Genomic DNA, 19,693 nt, shown 5'->3' on the forward strand with positions numbered 1-19,693 from the left:
ATACTAATGGGGCAAAATTAATAATAGCAGTCTAATCGGATTTCTAAACTCAGGCTTAAATTGTTTTTTAATCGCCTCTAAGCCATCTAGGGTATTGTCTTGGGCTGAAAATCCTATGGTGTTACGAACAATTTCACTTGCTCCAGCATTACTAGTCATGACCATGATGACATGTCTGAAATCAGCTTGACGGCCGTTGGTGTCCGTTAAAGTGCCATGATCCATAATCTGTAATAATAAATTAAAGACATCAGGATGTGCTTTCTCTATTTCGTCTAACAAAAGAACAGCATGAGGATGTTTAGTAACTGCTTCGGTCAATAACCCCCCTTGATCATAGCCAACATATCCTGGAGGTGCTCCAATTAAACGCGAAACCGTATGCTTTTCCATGTACTCGGACATATCAAAACGTAGTAATTCTATTCCTAAAACATTAGCTAGTTGTCTTGTCACTTCTGTTTTACCTACACCAGTAGGACCTGCAAACAAGAAACAACCTACTGGCTTGTGAGGCTCTCTAAGACCTGATCTGCCTAATTTAATTGCTGAGGATAAAGCGGTAATTGCTTGATCTTGTCCATAGACCAGTAACTTTAAATCTCGCTCCAGATTACGCAAAGTATCTTTATCACGAGCTGAAACCTTTTTAATTGGAATACGAGCTATCTTAGCAACTACATTCTCAATTTCGGTTACACTAATAATTTTTTTACGCTTATTCGCAGTTAATAAATTCTGATAAGCACCGGCTTCATCTACCACATCAATGGCTTTATCAGGTAAAAATCGATCATTAATATATTTTGCAGCCAATTCTGCTGCCGCCTTTAATGAAGGGATGGAAAATTTCACTCCATGATGAGCTTCCAGCTTACTCTTTAAACCTTTCAATATCTCAAAGGTTTCATCAATTGTTGGCTCTGCAATATCAATTTTTTGGAATCGTCTTGCCAGGCTCTGTCCTTCTCAAATATTCCACGATATTCCTGATAAGTAGTTGAACCAATACATTTCAACTCGCCATTTGCCAATAATGGTTTAATCAGGTTGGAGGCATCCATAACCCCTCCAGAAGCAGCACCTGCTCCAATGATTGTATGAATTTCATCTATAAATAAAATAGCGCCTTCTTGTTGTCCCAGCTGTTTTAATACTGCTTTTAAGCGTTTTTCGAAATCCCCCCGATATTTTGTACCAGCCAATAAAGCTCCTAAATCAAGGGAATAAACAACGCAGCCTCGTATGGAATCAGGAATTTCACCATCTACAATACGTCTGGCTAAACCTTCAGCAATAGCCGTTTTACCAACACCTGCCTCACCTACTAATAAAGGATTATTTTTTCGTCGTCTACAAAGCACTTGTATTGTTCTTTGTATTTCTTCATGGCGCCCAATCAAAGGATCTATCTTGCCTTGTTTTGCCCGTCTATTAAGATTGGTACAATAGCTTTCAAGCGGAGACTCATTCCCTTCAGGAGCCATCATGTCTTCGTCCATAGAGGAATTCATATTTTCATGCATGTCATTATTTTGATATTTAGATACGCCATGAGAAATGTAATTAATAACATCGAGTCGTGTAATATTTTCACGGCGTAAAAAATATACTGCTTGGCTTTCTTGCTCGCTAAAAATTGCGGCAAGCACGTTCGCACCAGTAACTTCTGTTTTGCCCGCTGATTGCACATGAAAAACAGCCCGCTGCAAGACTCTTTGGAAACCTAAAGTAGGTTGAGTTTCCCTATCTATTTCATCTTCAGGAATCCTTGGAGTTGTTTCATCAATAAACTCTATTAAATCACGACGTAAGGCTTCAATATTCGCATCACATGCCTGTAGTACATTACCTGCTGCAGGATTATCAAGCAAAGACAACAGCAAATGTTCAACAGTCATGAACTCATGACGCTTTTCCTTTGCTTCCTTGAAAGCTAGATTCAAGGTGAATTCTAGTTCTTTATTTAACATTGTCGTTGCTCCTTACCAACCACCACCAGTTACTCGGGTTCCATGCTTGATAACAATGGATGTTGATTCATTCTGGCATATTCATTTACCAAGGCTACTTTTGTTTCCGCAATATCTCTTGTAAAAACCCCGCATACACCCTTACCCTGAAAATGAACTTGTAACATCACCTGAATCGCAATCTCCTCATTCAAATGAAAAAAATGCTTCAGTACTTCTACTACAAAATCCATTGGCGTATAGTCATCATTGAGCAATAATACTTTATACTTTCTTGGGCGTTTAACAACCGTACTAACTTGTGTACTAAGTTCAGTTTCAGCTATCCCAGTTCGTATTATTTCCTCTAAATTTTGCCTGCTCATAACTAACAACCTCTTACTATTTTTATAGACTCCCTACACGCATTTGGCCAGTAAATTTAGCTAATTTTAATGAAAAAATTAGCTACTGAAATAATCAGTGGCATAATGATTAGATATGATTCACTCAAGTGTGTACTACTTACCCTATTTGATAATAGTCATATTTAACATTGAGCTCAAATTTATAATCAATAGCGTAACATCTTAGTTGCAATGCTTAAAGAGCTTTAAGATTCTCTGCACTCATTGCGAGATCCAGAGATACTAACAATTGTCTTGAAAATCTACGTATCTTATTTCTCAGTACGTATTTGGGCGCAGATTAAAAGTAGCTGGGCCATGCCCCATAAGCATCAAGATAAGGAGCTAACTGTACTCGTCTCCCTTTAGGGAGGGAATAATGACATCATTACTTATTAGCTTGAAGCCTATGAGACAAAGCCCAATCGACACTTTGAAATTATTAAGAACGTTAATAATTACTCATTTACATATGTTTGATCATAGCATCAGCAAAGCCTGAGCTAGTAACCAGAGTAGCACCTGGCATACCACGCTCGAAGTCATAAGTTACCGTTTTGGCTTCTATTGCACCTTCCATGCCTCTGATAATCAAATCAGCCGCTTCATACCATCCATATGACGCAACATCATTTCTGCGGAGAGAATAATAGAACCGGGATTTACTTTGTTCTGTCCAGCATATTTGGGAGCGGTACCATGAGTCGCCTCAAATACTGCCATTTGATCACTGATATTTGCGCCAGGAGCTATTCCTATACCACCCACCTGAGCAGCCAACGCATCTGAAATGTAATCACCATTTAAATTTAATGTGGCAATAACACTATAGTCTTCAGGCCTTAATAGAATTTGCTGTAAAAAAGCATCAGCAATCACATCATTAACAATAATTTGTTTACCTGTTTTAGGATTCTTAAACTCTAACCAGGGGCCGCCTTGATATTCCTTGGCTCCAAAACAGTCACGAGCAACCTGATACCCCCAATCTTTGAATGCGCCTTCAGTAAATTTCATAATATTGCCTTTATGAACTAGAGTCACGGTAGTGCGATCATTATCTATTGCATACTGAATGGCTGCCTTAACTAGACGGGTAGTTCCTTCTTTTGAAACTGGCTTTACTCCAATACCGCAATGCTCAGGGAATCGAATTTTCTTCACACCCATTTCTTGAGTTAAAAATTGAATCACCTTTTTCGCCTCAGGGGTATCTGCTTGCCATTCAATACCCGCATAAATATCTTCTGAGTTTTCTCTAAAAATAACCATGTCTGTTTTCCATGGTTCTTTTACCGGACTAGGTACCCCATTAAAATAACGAATGGGGCGCAAACAAGTATAAAGATCCATATCTTGGCGAATCGCTACATTGAGTGAGCGAATACCACCACCAACAGGAGTAGTTAAGGGCCCTTTAATTGAAACCACATATTTTTTCATAGCATCCAAAGTTTCTTTAGGAAGCCATTGATCGCTACCATAAACCTTAGTAGCTTTTTCTCCAGCATAAACCTCCATCCATGCAATTTGCCTCTTCTTACCGTAAGCTTTTTCTACTGCTGCATCAACAACGCGAATCATTGGAGGTGTTACATCAACACCGATACCATCGCCTTCAATAAAAGGGATAATAGGATTATCGGGAACATGAAGTGAATGGTCAGCAGCAACAGTAATCGCTTCGCCTTGCGCAGGTACTTTTATTTTATCGTATGTCATCGACAACTCCATAATTTAGAGAAAATTAATAATCCTGAAAAAGCGATTGAGATCGTAACAAGCAAGCTAAGAGCGTTGAAGATATTGGGTTTTTTGAATTTTTTCGTAAAAACAATAATCCCCGTATAGAGAGTGAAAAAATTCAAAAAAACCAGAAGATTCAATGCCATTAGTTTGTATAATAGTCTTAACCGCTTTTTCAGGATGATAGCATGTGAGAAACAGGATTCCCAAATATCAATTAAGATTATCAAACGCTTATTGTATAAACTATGCATGAAGCAGCATCTTAATTTGCTCCGCTAATTGATCGTACCCTGCTTCCACATTGATATAATCGCGTTTAGCAAGGTATACCGATAAAGACCCATCATCTGTAGCAGAAGTCTTTTGTAAAACACCATTAAATCCTTCTAGTTTTAGACGTAAGTAATCGCTTAATTTGGTGACTAGATAAAAATTTCTAAAATAATTCTTGGGGCTCATATGTAAAGCCTGCGCATCTCTGGCTAATTCATGTCCAGGTAAATAATCTTTTAAAGAATAAGAGGAATTATTATGGACAGCAATAATTTTCCCCTCTGGTAATAACTCTTTAATTTTGTCTGCCAGTTTTTTGACTTCTCTATGAGCTTCAGGTGTATAATGACTATATTTAGCTAAAGTTTGCTTAATTCCCTTATCAGTATAGATGCGATTGGGATCAAACTCATAACGTTGATTGTGTAAATGAAACACTATATTTCGACCGCCAGAATGGATCAACGTAATTAGGCTCCCACCCTCTTTTCTAATAACTGCTTTCGCAGCTTTTAATGCCGTTTGTTCATTGTGATGAACATGAACATACGTCTTACCATAACCTTTTGTTTGCTGCTGAATGATAACTGGTTCATCTCCGACCATTATTCTATGATTCACTGCACACCCCGTCTGAGCTATAATTGCTAAAACGACCAATACCCATTTCATCATGAATACATTCACCGTATCGAATAAAATTGCTACATTGTATAGTCATTGACCATAAAAAATCAATCTTAGTTTGAATCTCAATACGAGTTGAGACCATAAGAGGACAGATAATAGTTGCTGTCAATAATCAAAGAATCTATCATTAGCATCTGCATATCAATCCAGTAACAAAATGCCGCAACTAATTCTCTTCAATAAACCTTACGGAATTCTGACTCAGTTTACTGGAGAAGTGCCAGAACAAACTCTGTCTGCCTACATTAAGCTTCCTGGTTTTTATGCTGCTGGACGTTTAGACAAACAAAGTGAAGGCTTGCTTTTGTTAACTAATGATGGAAGATTACAACATCAGCTAACTCATCCCAAGTTTAAGAAAAAGAAATATTACTGGGTCCAAGTAGAAGGGGTTCCTTCAGAGAGTGATTTGCAACCCCTTAGAAAAGGTCTAGTACTTAACAACATTCCTTTTTTGCCCGCCGAAACCAAGGTAATTATGGAGCCTCAACTCTGGCCACGTATTCCTCCCATACGAGAACGAAAAAACATTCCGACTACCTGGTTAGAGATCATATTAAGGGAAGGAAAAAATCATCAAATCCGAAGAATGACTGCAGCGATAGGATTTCCCACTTTAAGACTAGTCAGATATAGAATTGGAGATTGGCATTTAGGGCATCTTCTACCTGGAGAATACCAGATAATGACCTCAATTAACGATAAGATAAACGATGCAAAGAGGAATCGCCCAACACTCGAATCCAAGGCCAAATAAACATGCCCAAAATAGCACTGGTAACAGGCATTATAAGACGATAGTTAAACCCTAATAAAGCATCAATAAATAAAATAACAGATTGGTATAAAAAGCATAAGAAACCAATTATACATATTTGCTGGATCAACGAGAAAAATTGAAACCTCCTGGATTTAGTCGATGCTACCCAGGTAACCAGCAACAATGCAAATGAATGCTCCCCAATAACAGTGGAAAGCAATACATCTAATAGCAAACCAACTATCATAAGAGCTGTTAATTTAAATTTTCCTGGCAAATAATATTCAATATATAATACTAATAACAACACCCAAGGTGGTCGAAAAATTGATATTAACTCAGGCATCGGCAGGATTGATAACGCAAGTGCAGCGAGAAATCCTATCCCTAAACGAAGGTGAAGAATACTCATACAGTAGTATCCTCCTCGGCGTTTAATCTTTCATTAATCTGGGCAGTTAGTTGCTCTTGCTCAAGATCAGGCCAAATTAATAGTACTAGCCTGTTGCGATTAAGTAGTGCTACTGGGCTAACTGTAACTTTCACAAAATCTTCACCAGGAATACTCTTTACCTTCTCAACGCGACCAACTGGATAACCCTCAGGATATCTTCTTCCTAGGCCGGAAGTAACTAATATGTCACCAGGATGAATAGAAGAAGTCTTCGGTAAATTAATCAAAGATAATTCTTCTATATCATTAGTGCCAACAAGAATTGCCCGTTCTCCAGTGCGGTTATTTCTTACTGGTACTGCACTTTTTGAATCTGAAATAAGTAAAAGAGTACTAGTCATAGGACCCACGTCTATCACCTGCCCCATGATCCCTTTTGCATCAAGCACTGGTTGCCCAACATACACACCATCACGTTTACCTTTATTTAAAACCACGATCTGCCGAGCTTTGCTGGTATCAACAGCAAGTATCTGCGCTGCCATAACCCGCATATCTGCTTCTGAAGAAGTTAATAATAATTCTTTTAGCTGTGAATTTTCCCTTTGAATCACTATTAATTTTTGCAATTCAGCTTCTAACATAGTTTGTTTATACTTTAAACGCATGTTCTCATCAATTAGCGCTTTTTTCGCACTAACCAATGATTGAACCCAACCGATTACTCGAACAGGATAATCCACAGCGTATTGCAAAGGAGAAACTATCAGAGAAAAACCACTACGCACATTATCTAAATATCGATAGTGATAATCAGAAAACATCAAGAAAATAGAAAAGACAAGGGCAAACACAAACCCTATGGAATTGTGTCCACCCTTGGCAAATAACCTGCTGTGCTTATTATTCTGTTGAGAGGAAATCACCGCCACGTAAGTCCATTGTTTCTAAAGCTTTACCACCACCACGTGCAACACAGGTTAATGGATCTTCAGCAATTAACACAGGTAATCCGGTTTCTTCCATTAGTAAGGTGTCAATATTTTTCAACAAAGCACCACCGCCTGTTAACACCATACCTCTTTCAGCAATGTCTGCTGCCAATTCAGGTGGAGCTAATTCCAAAGCAGCTCTAACAGCACCAACTATTCCTGACAGAGGTTCTTGGAGCGCTTCTAAGATTTCGGCGCTTGTTAAAGTAAAACTACGCGGCACTCCTTCAGCAAGATTCCTACCCCGCACTTCAATTTCGAACAAATCCCGACTTGGGAAGGCAGAACCAATTTCATGCTTAATGCGCTCAGCTGTTGTTTCGCCAATTAAAGTACCGTAATTTCTCCGTACATAAGATACAATGGCATCATCAAATTTATCACCACCAATACGTACTGACTGATGATAAACTATACCACTAAGAGAAATAATTGCTACTTCAGTAGTACCACCGCCTATATCAACTACCATAGAGCCACTGGCTTCCTCAACAGGCATTCCAGAACCTAGCGCTGCTGCCATCGGTTCTTCAATCAAGAAGACTTCCCGAGCACCCGCCCCCATCGCCGATTCACGAATTGCTCTACGTTCTACTTGTGTAGAACCACAAGGAACACACACCAAAACTCGCGGGCTAGGTCTTAAGAATTTGTTTTCATGTACTTTGTGTATAAAATGCTGCAACATTTTCTCAGTAACGAAAAAGTCAGCAATAACCCCATCTTTCATAGGCCTTATGGCATTAATATTACCAGGAGTTCTTCCCAACATTCGCTTAGCCTCAAGGCCAACAGCTGCAACTCGTTTCTGACCTGACTCATTACGTAAAGCGACCACAGAAGGTTCATTTAGAACAATCCCCTTATCTCTTACGTAAATCAATGTATTAGCTGTTCCTAGGTCGATAGATAAATCGCTAGAAAACACGCCCCTTAATTTCCTGAACATACGCAGTACTACCCCGTTCTTCTTTTTGAATGCTACTTTATCCTATATTTGGATAAAAATCGACAGTTGCAGCACAAGAATTTTATGTCGCTGCGCTGAACTGGTTCCTAAAAACTCCTATAAAAAAGATGCCCTTTATATTTTTGGTGTAGAATAGGTTTGGGCATTTTGACCCATAGCCACCAGGCTAAGAAATAATGTTATTATTCACTCTCCTCAAAAGGGCGAGGGAATTTAATGGACATTAATTATATAGACCACTCCTTAACCTGACGCCTATGAGTCATTTAGATCCAACAGTAAGATCGTCTCTATGTTGGGTCAAAATCCTCAAAATGAATCAAAAAATAAATAGTTACTTTTACCCACACAGTATTAATTAACAACAAATACCTCTTGCAGTTTTTCCCTATTTTTTTCTACAAAATTCTGTCCGAGGCCTTTCACCTCAGCAAGTTCTTCCAAAGATTTAAATCCTTTGTGGCTTTGTCTATATGTAATAATGGCTTCGGCTCGCTTTTTCCCTATACCTTTAAAAGAACCAGTTAAAGTCGGTAAATCAGCCGTATTAAGATTAATTTTATCTTTAAGACTTATTTGTTTTTCTGGAAGCGTTTGAGGTGATTCACTCCCCGCATAAGCAGATAGTGATACTACAAAGAATGATAATAAAATAATAATGAATCTTACTTTCATAAATTTCTCCTAATTGTTGGACTAAATGGCTCGTTCCAGAGCCGCTTGTGAGTATCTCAGCTTTTGAAGCAAGAGTCGAGAAAATTTTAAATTATTTTCGTTGGGAAAAACTGTAGAGAACATAGGATACACAGGTTGTCAATTTTCCTACCATATCCAAGTGTAAAAACTCGTTCGGCCCATGAGCATTAGAATGAGGACCTAAAACACCAGTTATCATAAACTGAGCTTCAGGAAATTGCTCTCCCAACATACTCATAAACGGGATAGTCCCCCCTTCCCCCATATAGGCAGCTGGCTTGTCATAATAGGTCATTGATGCTTCGTCTACAGCTTTCGCTAACCAATCAGAAAGTAAAGGAGCATTCCATCCTTTGGAATTGCCTTCTTCTATTTTAAAAATAACCTTAGCATTGTAAAGTGGATCTTTAGTCAATGCTGCTTGCATCGCTGCTCCAGCAATTTTCGGATCAACTAAAGGCGGAAGCCGCATGGATAACTTCAAAGAAGTTACAGGACGCATTACATTCCCAGCATCAGCTATAGCAGGGAAACCATCAGCACCAGTCACCGTTAATGCAGGTCGCCAGGTTCTATTTAAAATCAATTGCTGTTTATCTTGAATAACAGGCTTAACCCCCTCTACCCAAGGAAACTCACTATAAACTTGCTCTCCTAAAATATCGGCACATTGCCCTGCTTGTTTTATTCGTTCTTCGGGGATCTCACAATATAGTTGTGGTAATTTGATCTCTCCCGTCGATTCATCTTCTATTCGATTAATCAATTGTCGAGCTACTCTGAAGCTGTCAGCAACTATCCCGCTAGCATTCCCTGAGTGCACACCCTCCTTAATTAATTCAACAGATAATTTACCGACGAGATTACCTCGTAATGAGGTAGTCATCCATAATTGCTCATAATTACCTGCTCCAGAATCAAGGCAGATAACTAATGATGGTTTACCAATTCGCTCTTTAAGTAATTCGATATAAAAAGGCAAATCATAACTACCACTTTCTTCACAGGCTTCAATAATTAATACACATCGAGGATATGGCACTCCTTGATGTGCTAAAGCACGAATAGCCGTCAGTGATGCATAGGCAGAATACCCATCATCAGCACCACCTCTCCCATACAGTAATCCATCTTTTAATACCGGCCTCCAAGGATGCAGATCTTCATCCCACCCAGACATCTCTGGCTGTTTATCCAAATGACCATAGAGTAAGACTGTGTCATCAATTTGACCTGGAACTTCTATAAAAATTAATGGAGTTCTATTCTCTAAACGCACAATCTCCAATTGCATCCCTTTAAGTGCATGTGCACGGCACCAATTTGCAATGTGATTAACAGCCTGCTCCATATAGCCATGTTCTTGCCATTCGGCATCAAAATGAGGAGATTTATTAGGGATTTTTATATAGTCACATAAACTCGGCAATATTTCATATTGCCATTGTTGGCATATATAATCATACAATCCTTGGGCTTTGAACATGTGCTTGCTCCTTGATAATTGCCACAATCTTGTCAGTAGCCGATTCAATTTTTAACGCTTTGATTTTATTATCAATTTCATCTTTTTTTTGCATTACTTCCTGCAATGCTTGCAATAAAGTATCAGCTTTTAATGACTCATCCTGAATCACAACACTGATCCCCAACTCCTGAAAATATTTGGCATTTTGAATTTGATCTCCTCTACTTACTTGTGAGGAGATAGGAATTAGAATATGTGGCTTTCCTAAAGCTAATATTTCATATAATGAATTAGCCCCTGCTCGAGAAACCACAATTGCAGAAGCGGCAAATAGATCTGCTAATTCCTCATTAGCATACTCCAGTTGGCAATATCCCTCTATATCAACTAACGACGGGTCCAGCTTCCCTCTGCCACATATATGAATCACTTGAAATTTAGAGGTCAATTGTTTCAATGCACTCCTGATACAACTATTAATCGATCCTGCCCCTAAACTCCCTCCAACTACGAGCAGGCAAGGCTTAGCAGAGCTGAACCCACATCGCTCTAATCCCTTTGCTGAATTTCCAATGAATAATTGTTTACGAATCGGAGTCCCTGTCACTTCTATTTTGTTTTGTGATTTAAAGTGCTTTTTACCTGCTTCAAAGGTAAGACATATTTTGGTTACAAAAGGAAAGGAGAGACGATTTGCAAGCCCAGGACTCATGTCAGATTCATGTGCTACTATGGGAATTCGATTTAACCAGGCACCAACTACCACAGGAAATGCAACAAACCCTCCTTTTGAAAAAACCACGTCAGGTTTTATTCTGCGCAATATAAAAAAGGATTGAATCATCCCTAAAACAATTTTAAAAGGATCAAGTAAATTCTTAAAACTAATATATCTACGCAATTTACCACTACTTACGGCATAAAAAGGAATCCCCAGTGGATGAATCATTTCTTTCTCAATTCCAGAAGTGGAACCAATATAGGCCACATCCCAATCCGCTTCTTTAAACTCCTTTATTAACGCAATATTAGGGGTAACATGGCCAGCAGTTCCGCCTCCAGTAAAGACAATACTTGGACTCATAATACTTCCCTAACTAATAAACTCAAATCGATTGCTTTAATTGATTTTGTAATAGAACCAACAGAAATAAAATCAACACCAGTTTGAGCGACAGCAGCAATATTATCAATGGTGATTCCACCTGAAGCTTCCAATTCGCAGTGTTTAGATTGATTCATTCTGACAGCTTGGACAAGCATATCCTCTGTAAAATTGTCCAAGAGGATCCTATCAGGGTAAGCATGCAAAGCTTCTTGCAATTCTTCCAAAGTTTCCACTTCAATTTCAACCAGTAAGTGCTTGTCGGTTTTTCTTGCCAAACCAATAGCACGGGCCACTGAACCACAGGCTTTGATATGATTTTCTTTAATCAAAAAAGCATCATAAAGCCCCATACGATGATTTGTCCCGCCGGCGCAATGAACAGCATATTTCTGAGCAGTTCGAAGTCCTGGAATGGTTTTTCGTGTATCTAATAACTTGGCATTCGTACCTTTCAGTTTCTGAATATAATGATAAGTTTGTGTTGCTGTCGCAGAAAGAGTTTGCAAAAAATTTAATGCAGTACGCTCTGCCGTTAAAATACTCCTTGCAGCCCCATGAATAACACACAAAATTGCTGGGTCACTTAACCAGGTCCCTTCAGAAACAAGCCATTCAATCTTAACAGTACTATCCACTTGTTTAAAAACTTCATTTACCCATAACTGGCCACAAACAAACATGGGCTCTCGTGATAAAATCCCAGCTTCAACAACCAGTTGAGAAGGTAGTAAAGCAGCAGTAATATCCCCTTTACCAACGTCCTCGAGTAAAGCATGCTCTACATCTAAAGTAACTTGTGATAAAAGATTATCCACGCTTTGTTTTCCTTGTAGTTACGGTATATCTTGCTTTCAATAGAGGCGGAGCAATGAATGTTGTGATCATGATCATTAAGACAATTGACGTAAATAAATTATCACTTATTACTCCCAAAGTTCTACCAATAGAAGCAAAAATCAAACCAACCTCTCCACGAGGCAACATCCCTATCCCAATCAATAATCTGTCGTCTTTGCGATTTCCACCCAATCCGCTAAGCAATTTTCCCACAATTGCAGCTACCAACAAACCGGAGGCTAAAATAATGACATTCCAATTGTAAAAAGTTTCTAATTTTACCTGTATTCCAATTAGAGTAAAAAACATAGGGGCCAAAATGGTTTCCAAAGGTGATACTAAATGTTGAATACTGCGACTTTCTTTATAAGGTTCATGATCTTTAAAATAATCATCATGCAAAATCACGCCTGCAGCAAAAGCACCAATAATTGATGCCAACTGAATACTGGAGGCCAACCAAGCCAATGCCATAATAAAAAGGAAAGAAATAAATAATTTAGACTCCCAAGGCTCTAAAAAGCGAAAGAAAGAAACCGCCTTGCGTAATACAAATGGACCAATAAGTAAAACACCCACAAAAAATACTAATGCCGAAATAACAATTCGCATTGCCACCATCATATTGACGCTATCGCTAATGATTATACTACTGACCACAGCTAAAATAATTAAACCAAAAATATCATCCAAAGTTGCCGCACCAAGAATTGTTCTGGCTTCACGAGTGCGAAGCTTATTCATTTCTTTCAGCACTCTCGCTGTAATCCCTATGCTGGTAGCACTTAAGGTAGCTCCAATAAACAAATTAACCTTGTAAGTTGTATTAGGTATTATAAAATAAGCTACTGCAAAACCTAAGATGATGGGAGCCACGATACCCAAGATAGCAACTAAGAAAGATTCCTTACCAGTATTTTTTAAATCAACAATAGAAGTCTCAAGACCGACCATAAATAATAGAAATATAACGCCATAACGCGATAAAATATCAACTACATAAGCAATTTTAAGGTATTCAGTACCGTTATCCCCACTTAAGGAGTGTATCACTTGATTAGCATAATATTGATTATGAATCACATCTTGCACAGCTTCACTTAAAGATACACCACCTAGCATTTCTCTTACAATATCATAAATCGCTGAACCTTCCCGAAGGATAACAACTAATTGGTTTCCGAATAAATAACAAAGGTTCCCCACAATCATACCCATCAACAATTCACCAAGAACACCGGGTTGATTGGCACGTCTAGCGAGATATCGGCCAATGATAGCAAAGAATAAAATTGAAGTAACACCAAGAAGAACCGAAGCGACAGGCTCCGAATGTCCTCCAGGGTTAGCAAAAGCAAAAGCTGGAACGAAACATAGTAAAAGAAACCACCATTTTGATTTTTGCATATAGCTCCTTTGTATCCTGTCCAGCTTACGTAGTGAGTATCACAATTACACGCTTCTTCAAATGTAATCAATTTATTGATTGCTTGGCTAAAAATAAACAAGTTTCCAATACAGAATCCGGATTTAAAGACACGCTTTCAATACCTTCTTTCATTAACCACTGAGCAAAATCCTGATGGTCAGAAGGACCTTGACCACAAATTCCTATGTATTTACCTTCTTTTTTACAAGCTGTAATCGCCATATGTAATAGTGCTTTAACAGCCTCATTGCGCTCATCAAACTGCGAAGCGATCAAACCGGAATCTCTGTCCAGACCTAACGTTAATTGCGTTAAGTCATTAGACCCTATAGAAAAACCATCAAAATACCTTAGAAATTCACTGGCCAGTAAAGCATTTGAAGGCAATTCACACATCATTATTACTCTTAGCCCAAATTTTCCTCTTTCCAGTCCATGCTCTTTCAGTACCTCTATAACCTCACCAGCTTCAGAAACTGTTCTCACAAAAGGAATCATCACCTCAACGTTATCGAGCCCCATCTCTTCGCGAACACGTCTGACCGCTTTACATTCAAGAGCAAAACATTCGGCAAAGCTCGGTGAAATATAACGTGAAGCCCCTCTAAAGCCAAGCATAGGATTTTCTTCATGAGGCTCATATAATGAACCACCAACCAGATTGGCGTATTCGTTAGATTTAAAATCGGAAAGTCTGACTATAACAGGTTTGGGATAAAAAGCTGCCGCGATAGTCGCTATACCCTCTTTTAACCTTTCAATGTAGTATTCGACAGGCGAATCATAGGCTATCGTCTTTTCCTTAATATATTGCTTAAGCTCTGTGTCCTTTAAAATATCAAATTCAAGCAATGCCTTAGGATGAATACCTATGGTGTTAGAAATTAAGAATTCAAGACGTGCTAAACCAACGCCTGAGTTAGGGATTGATTGAAAAGCAAATGCTCTTTCAGGGTTTCCGACATTCAGCATAACCTTTATAGGCAATTCAGGCATCGTCTCTATATCAAGGCGTTCTTGCTCAAAAGGCAATAAACCAGAGTAGACAAAACCAGTATCACCTTCAGCGCAGCTGACGGTAACCTCATCCCCATCTTTAATAGTTTTCGTTGCATCACCACAACCAACTACTGCAGGAATACCTAATTCACGAGCAATAATCGCTGCATGGCAAGTTCTACCGCCCCTGTTAGTAACAATCGCGGAAGCACGCTTCATTACAGGTTCCCAATCAGGATCAGTCATATCAGATACCAAAACATCGCCAGGTTGCACTTTATGCATTTCATTAATATCTTTAATAACCCTTGCCTTGCCTTGACCAATTCTCTGTCCAATACTACGGCCTTCAGCTAATACCTCACTTCTTTTTTGTAGCGCATAACGTTCAAGTACCTGTTTGTTATCTTTACTTTTCACTGTTTCAGGGCGTGCTTGCAGAATATACAATTTGCCATCGATCCCATCTTTCGCCCATTCAATATCCATAGGACGGCCATAATGTTTCTCAATTATCATCGCTTGCAGGGCCAGTTGCTCTACTTCTTCTTTACTTAAAGAAAACAACAATCTTTCGGCAGGATCAACATCGATGGTTTTGACACGTCTTTCAAGCGCTGGATCATCGCAATAGACCATCTTTAATGCCTTACTGCCAAGATTTCGTCGAATAATGGCAGGCCTACCCGCTGCGAGACTCGGTTTATGAACATAAAATTCATCTGGGTTCACAGCACCTTGGACAACCATTTCACCTAACCCATAAGATGAAGTAATAAATACCACTTGATCAAATCCGGACTCAGTATCTATAGTAAACATAACGCCGCTCACTGCTAAGTCACTACGAATCATTTGCTGAACCCCTGCTGACAAAGCGACTTCATGGTGAGCAAAATCATGATGTACACGATACGCAATGGCTCTATCATTAAATAAAGATGCGAAAACCTGCTTTATAGCGGCCAGAACAGCTTCTTCTCCTTTCACATTCAAGAAAGTTTCTTGTTGACCAGCAAAAGAAGCGTCTGGTAAATCTTCCGCTGTGGCCGAAGATCTTACTGCAACACTAAAATTATCATGGCCAATAGTTTCAGCAAGCTTTTGATAAGATAAACGAATACTCTTTTCAAATTCAGGAATAAAAGGTGTATCAATAATCATCCCTCGTATTTGTTTGCCTACAATAGCCAATTGGCAAACATCATCCGTATCCAGAGCAATTAATTTTTCATAAATTTTCTTATCAAGACCATCTTGGGATAGAAACTCTCTGAAAGAATCGGCAGTCGTTGCGAACCCCCCAGGAACAGCAACACCCACCGAGGACAAATGACTAATCATTTCACCAAGAGAAGAATTCTTACCGCCGACCTGCTCTAAATCCCCCATGGTAAGATGTGCCAGATCTATAGTATGTCTTTTAACCATCGTAACCGCCCCAAATTCATAAAAATAGTAACTATTCTACTGAAATTGTTACTTTATTGGAATTATAACTTGCCAGGTATTCAGGCAAAATCATACTTTGAGTGAATAATGTATTGTATGTGTCATTCCCGCCCGCCAAGATAACATAATATGAACACTTAAGTCATTTTTCATGCAAAATTGGATGCTCTTGCCCTTCCCCTCTCCTGCAAGCGGCGAGGTGGAAAACTTTTAACCGCAATTTAAATCACGCCCAACTAAATTTTACAAAAAATGACAAGTATAGGTGCTCTGCGGTAAGATATCTTGCTGTTATTGTTTTAGTCGCACGTATCGGTTTTGGGTTGAACAGGTATTTTTAGCCTGTTTCAAATATTCAATAGAACTCTTTCGAAATTCGCTTCAAGGCGGGTATTACGAAGAAGAACGAAACTCAGAATTGGGATGTAGGCGCTATAGACCATGAAAATTCAAGCATCGTACTGACGAAAGCAATTACCTTTTGCAGTAGAGTTTACGAAAGAGGGCTGATAATTAATCAAAAGGATTTGAAATGTTTAAACATATAGGACTTATCTCTATTGCCTTATCTTTAAATACTATCTCGTTCTCAAGTGAAGCCTGTTCTGCCTTAGTTTTCAATAAAAATACAGCCCCTACGGTTGCAGTCAATCTAGACTGGAAATACCGGGAAGGAACTGTTGTAATTCATCCGCGCAATACATTAATGGTTTCCAGTGCAGATTACCATACCATGCGTCCATTGATGTGGAAGAGCCAATACGGAAGCGTCATATTTCACGGAGGAAATCGATTTAAAGCAGGCCCTGCTGTTGATGGAATGAATGAAAAAGGACTTACTGCGTCAATACTGGTGCTTAATTCCTCTAGCTACTCAACCAATCCAGAGCTTCCTGTTTTGAAAACTACAGAATGGGTTCAATATATTTTAGATAATTTTCAAACAGTACAAGAAGTAATAGAAGACAGTCCTAATTATCAATTGATAGCGGAGGACTATCGAGGGGTAACCATGAACGTTCACCTGATAGTAAATGACGCTGAGGGAAAATCAGCTATTCTAGAATATTTGGATGGTAGACTGGTTATTCATACAAAAGATAACCTTACTACCCCTGTATTAACTAATACGGACTATAAGTCATCTGTTGCTCTGCTCGATGAATATCAGAATAACGGCTCTAAAGCTTTGCCAGGTGGATACGATTCAGATTCCCGATTCGTAAGAGCAGCCCTTTATCTGAAAAGACTTCCTAGCTTTGTTGCTAAAGAAGAACACATCGCCTATGCTTTCAATGGATTAAGTGATGTAGCGCAAGCCCCTGGAACTCATGCTCCAACCCAGTTAAGTATAGTCTTTGATATACTGAGCAAAACGATTTATTTCCGCAGTATCAACGAAGCAGCAATAAGAATAATTCCTTTAGATAATATTAATTTTGATGATCTGTATCAGCCTGTCGCCCTGAATGCTTATCAGCACTTCTCAGGAGATGTCATCGATAAGTTTCAACCAATGATTGGATAAATCGAAATTTATTTTTTAGCCTGGGTTGAGCATAAGCGAAACCCAGAGCTAATTTGACATACATAAATACATACCATTAAACAACCAAAATATTAAGAAATTAACCACAGAGGGGTAATGAGCGCAATGAATGAATATAAAGAAGCAAGAAATAATTTTACTTTGTGGAGCAAGCAGCTCAAAGAAAATATATTACTGGATCATTCATGCCTTACACATACCTTTCGAACTCAATTCCCTGATGAGCCGGATTTTATCAATCAATTACGCCAATTTTCCAAAGATGTGGTAGAGCAATTAGAACCAGTGGTTATGGAAAATAATCTTGATGCCAATTTGCCTAAAATTGAGCAATTCAATGCTATTGGCGAGCGGAATGATCGAATCCTCCATCATCCCTCATATCTACGTGCTGGAGATATTATTTATGGTTCCGGTCTTATGCATTATTTGTTAAAGCCAGGGCAAATGAAAAAGACTTTGAGTTTATTTTTGCTTTCATCTCATGCAGGAGAAGCAGGACATAATTGCCCTATTGCTTGCTCTGCTGGGGTTATACGCATATTAAATAATTGCTCACAGCAATTAGAGAGCACTCCGTATTATCTGGACAAATTAACTCATCCTTCTTTTACTAACAGCTTCACTGGTGCCCAATTTTTGACTGAAATCCAAGGTGGTTCAGATGTTGGAGCAAATGCTACTTTTGCCTATCAGGATGAGAAAGGCCAATGGCGCATCGCAGGTGAAAAATGGTTTTGCTCCAATGCGAATGCTGATTTAATTTTGCTGACTGCTCGTTATGATCAAGAAATTGCTGGAACAAAAGGACTAGGTTTATTTTTGGTACCCCAGCGTTTGGATGATGGCCTCCCTAATCACTATTATCTTCGACGCTTAAAACAAAAAATTGGTACTCGTTCTATGGCAACAGCGGAAATAGATTTTGATGGGGCCATCGCATACCCTATGGGGAATGTTGAGGAAGGGATACATTTAGTCATGGAAAATGTATTGCATTTATCAAGGATCTTTAACTCATTTTCAGTTCTGGGTATGGCACGACGCGCTTACCAAATTGCGTATTATTATGCTAAAAACCGTCCTGCATTTGCTCATATGATCGTAGAATACCCATTAGTAAAGGAAACTTTAGCTAAAATAAAATCAGAAAACCTAGCTATGCTTTCCAGCGCATTTCATATGGTCCATTGCCAAGATGAATTGGATATTCTCCCACATCAAGAACAAACCCAATCCCGGAAACTATTATTGCGAACTTTGGCCAATATCAATAAATATTTCACAGCCAAACGGTCAGTGGAAAATATTCATCATTGCCTTGATTTGTTAGCAGGAAATGGAACTATTGAGAGTTTTTCCTCATTACCTCGATTATTACGAGATTGCATCGTATGTGAGAACTGGGAGGGAACACATTTTACATTATGGATGCAAACTCTGAGAGATATGCATAAATTTGCTATCGATGAATTATTCATAGCCCATTTGCAACAACTTTTAGAACAAATTCATGATCAAAATCCTCATAAAACTTTACTTAAAGAAAAAATAAACAACCTTTCGGAAACAATAAAAACGATGAAATCACGAAGCCATGAGGAACAAACTCTACTTATAAAAATTGTTATAGAGCATATGGCTTCTCTCCTTGCTGCCTTATGTCTTGCTATAGAAATGCAGCAAGGTCAGTCTCCGAAAGCAAAACAGGCAGCCTTAATCTTATTTATTAATGATCATTTAGCAAATTGTTCACTTAAACACAGCGACTATATGAAAATATTAAATACAATAATAGGTTAATCCATTATCTCAAAAACACAGCGGTCGAGATTATCCAGTTGGGCCGTTTTGACCCAACAACTAAATTAAACCCATTAAACAATAGGTTCTAATGATTTCGCAACTTCATAAGGGGACTGATTTTCATTCTTACTATCAAGCGCATGAATACGACAAGCTTCAAGG

Annotated in this window: 14 protein-coding genes and 2 pseudogenes; 3 read left to right on the forward strand and 13 right to left on the reverse strand. The window is 38.7% G+C overall.

The genetic code is table 11. From position 1 onward, the window contains the following. The 4 genes and pseudogenes from clpA to OK13_RS09100 all read right to left on the reverse strand — a co-directional run. Window positions 1-1,973: pseudogene (gene clpA / locus OK13_RS09085) on the reverse strand (ATP-dependent Clp protease ATP-binding subunit ClpA); the annotation flags it as partial. Between the two features lie 29 nt (window positions 1,974-2,002). Then, a complete protein-coding gene (gene clpS / locus OK13_RS09090) occupies window positions 2,003-2,338 on the reverse strand; it encodes an ATP-dependent Clp protease adapter ClpS (protein ID WP_035890350.1) in 336 nt (111 codons plus the stop codon). A gap of 487 nt (window positions 2,339-2,825) precedes the next feature. Next, window positions 2,826-4,081, reverse strand: a pseudogene (gene icd / locus OK13_RS09095) (NADP-dependent isocitrate dehydrogenase). A gap of 270 nt (window positions 4,082-4,351) precedes the next feature. After that, window positions 4,352-5,053 (reverse strand): protein tyrosine phosphatase, encoded by a 702-nt coding sequence (locus tag OK13_RS09100; RefSeq protein ID WP_152571646.1) that lies wholly within the window; start codon window positions 5,051-5,053, stop codon window positions 4,352-4,354. A gap of 175 nt (window positions 5,054-5,228) precedes the next feature. Between OK13_RS09100 and OK13_RS09105 the strand changes: the two genes are divergently transcribed. Continuing rightward, complete coding sequence (locus tag OK13_RS09105; RefSeq protein ID WP_035890351.1) at window positions 5,229-5,828, forward strand: pseudouridine synthase; 600 nt, start codon at window positions 5,229-5,231, stop codon at window positions 5,826-5,828. On the opposite strand, the gene mreD is transcribed toward OK13_RS09105, so the two are convergent. From mreD to ppsA, 9 genes are all read right to left on the reverse strand, one after another. Further along, a complete protein-coding gene (mreD, locus tag OK13_RS14175) occupies window positions 5,767-6,243 on the reverse strand; it encodes a rod shape-determining protein MreD (protein WP_081964904.1) in 477 nt (158 codons plus the stop codon). The genes OK13_RS09105 and mreD overlap by 62 nt on opposite strands. Continuing rightward, entirely contained in the window at window positions 6,240-7,151 is a 912-nt protein-coding gene (mreC, locus tag OK13_RS09110) for a rod shape-determining protein MreC (protein ID WP_035890353.1), read from the reverse strand. The genes mreD and mreC overlap by 4 nt, the downstream gene beginning before the upstream one ends. Next, window positions 7,129-8,166 (reverse strand): rod shape-determining protein, encoded by a 1,038-nt coding sequence (locus OK13_RS09115; RefSeq protein WP_011213320.1) that lies wholly within the window; start codon window positions 8,164-8,166, stop codon window positions 7,129-7,131. Before OK13_RS09115 ends, mreC begins: the two co-directional genes overlap by 23 nt. A 375-nt stretch (window positions 8,167-8,541) precedes the next feature. Next, entirely contained in the window at window positions 8,542-8,862 is a 321-nt protein-coding gene (locus OK13_RS09120; RefSeq protein WP_035890361.1) for a ComEA family DNA-binding protein, read from the reverse strand. Window positions 8,863-8,953: 91 nt separating this feature from the next. Next, window positions 8,954-10,369, reverse strand: coding sequence for a M20 family metallopeptidase (locus tag OK13_RS09125; protein ID WP_035890363.1), 1,416 nt, complete (start codon window positions 10,367-10,369; stop codon window positions 8,954-8,956). Beyond that, entirely contained in the window at window positions 10,344-11,435 is a 1,092-nt protein-coding gene (locus tag OK13_RS09130; RefSeq protein ID WP_035890365.1) for an undecaprenyldiphospho-muramoylpentapeptide beta-N-acetylglucosaminyltransferase, read from the reverse strand. The genes OK13_RS09125 and OK13_RS09130 overlap by 26 nt, the downstream gene beginning before the upstream one ends. Continuing rightward, complete coding sequence (gene nadC / locus OK13_RS09135) at window positions 11,432-12,274, reverse strand: carboxylating nicotinate-nucleotide diphosphorylase (protein ID WP_035890367.1); 843 nt, start codon at window positions 12,272-12,274, stop codon at window positions 11,432-11,434. The genes OK13_RS09130 and nadC overlap by 4 nt, the downstream gene beginning before the upstream one ends. Further along, window positions 12,267-13,703, reverse strand: coding sequence for a cation:proton antiporter (locus OK13_RS09140; protein ID WP_035890369.1), 1,437 nt, complete (start codon window positions 13,701-13,703; stop codon window positions 12,267-12,269). The genes nadC and OK13_RS09140 overlap by 8 nt, the downstream gene beginning before the upstream one ends. Before the next feature lie 67 nt (window positions 13,704-13,770). Then, window positions 13,771-16,155, reverse strand: a complete 2,385-nt coding sequence (gene ppsA / locus OK13_RS09145; RefSeq protein ID WP_035890370.1) for a phosphoenolpyruvate synthase — start codon at window positions 16,153-16,155, stop codon at window positions 13,771-13,773. Window positions 16,156-16,708: 553 nt separating this feature from the next. Between ppsA and OK13_RS09150 the strand changes: the two genes are divergently transcribed. Both OK13_RS09150 and OK13_RS09155 read left to right on the forward strand, forming a co-directional pair. Continuing rightward, window positions 16,709-17,704, forward strand: coding sequence for a linear amide C-N hydrolase (locus tag OK13_RS09150; RefSeq protein WP_035890373.1), 996 nt, complete (start codon window positions 16,709-16,711; stop codon window positions 17,702-17,704). Between the two features lie 126 nt (window positions 17,705-17,830). After that, on the forward strand, window positions 17,831-19,528 hold the full coding sequence (locus tag OK13_RS09155) for an acyl-CoA dehydrogenase family protein (protein ID WP_241480490.1): 1,698 nt from the start codon (window positions 17,831-17,833) through the stop codon (window positions 19,526-19,528). Window positions 19,529-19,693 lie beyond the last annotated feature (165 nt).

The organism is Legionella norrlandica, from assembly GCF_000770585.1.
In the GTDB taxonomy this organism is placed as follows: Bacteria; Pseudomonadota; Gammaproteobacteria; order Legionellales; family Legionellaceae; genus Legionella; species Legionella norrlandica.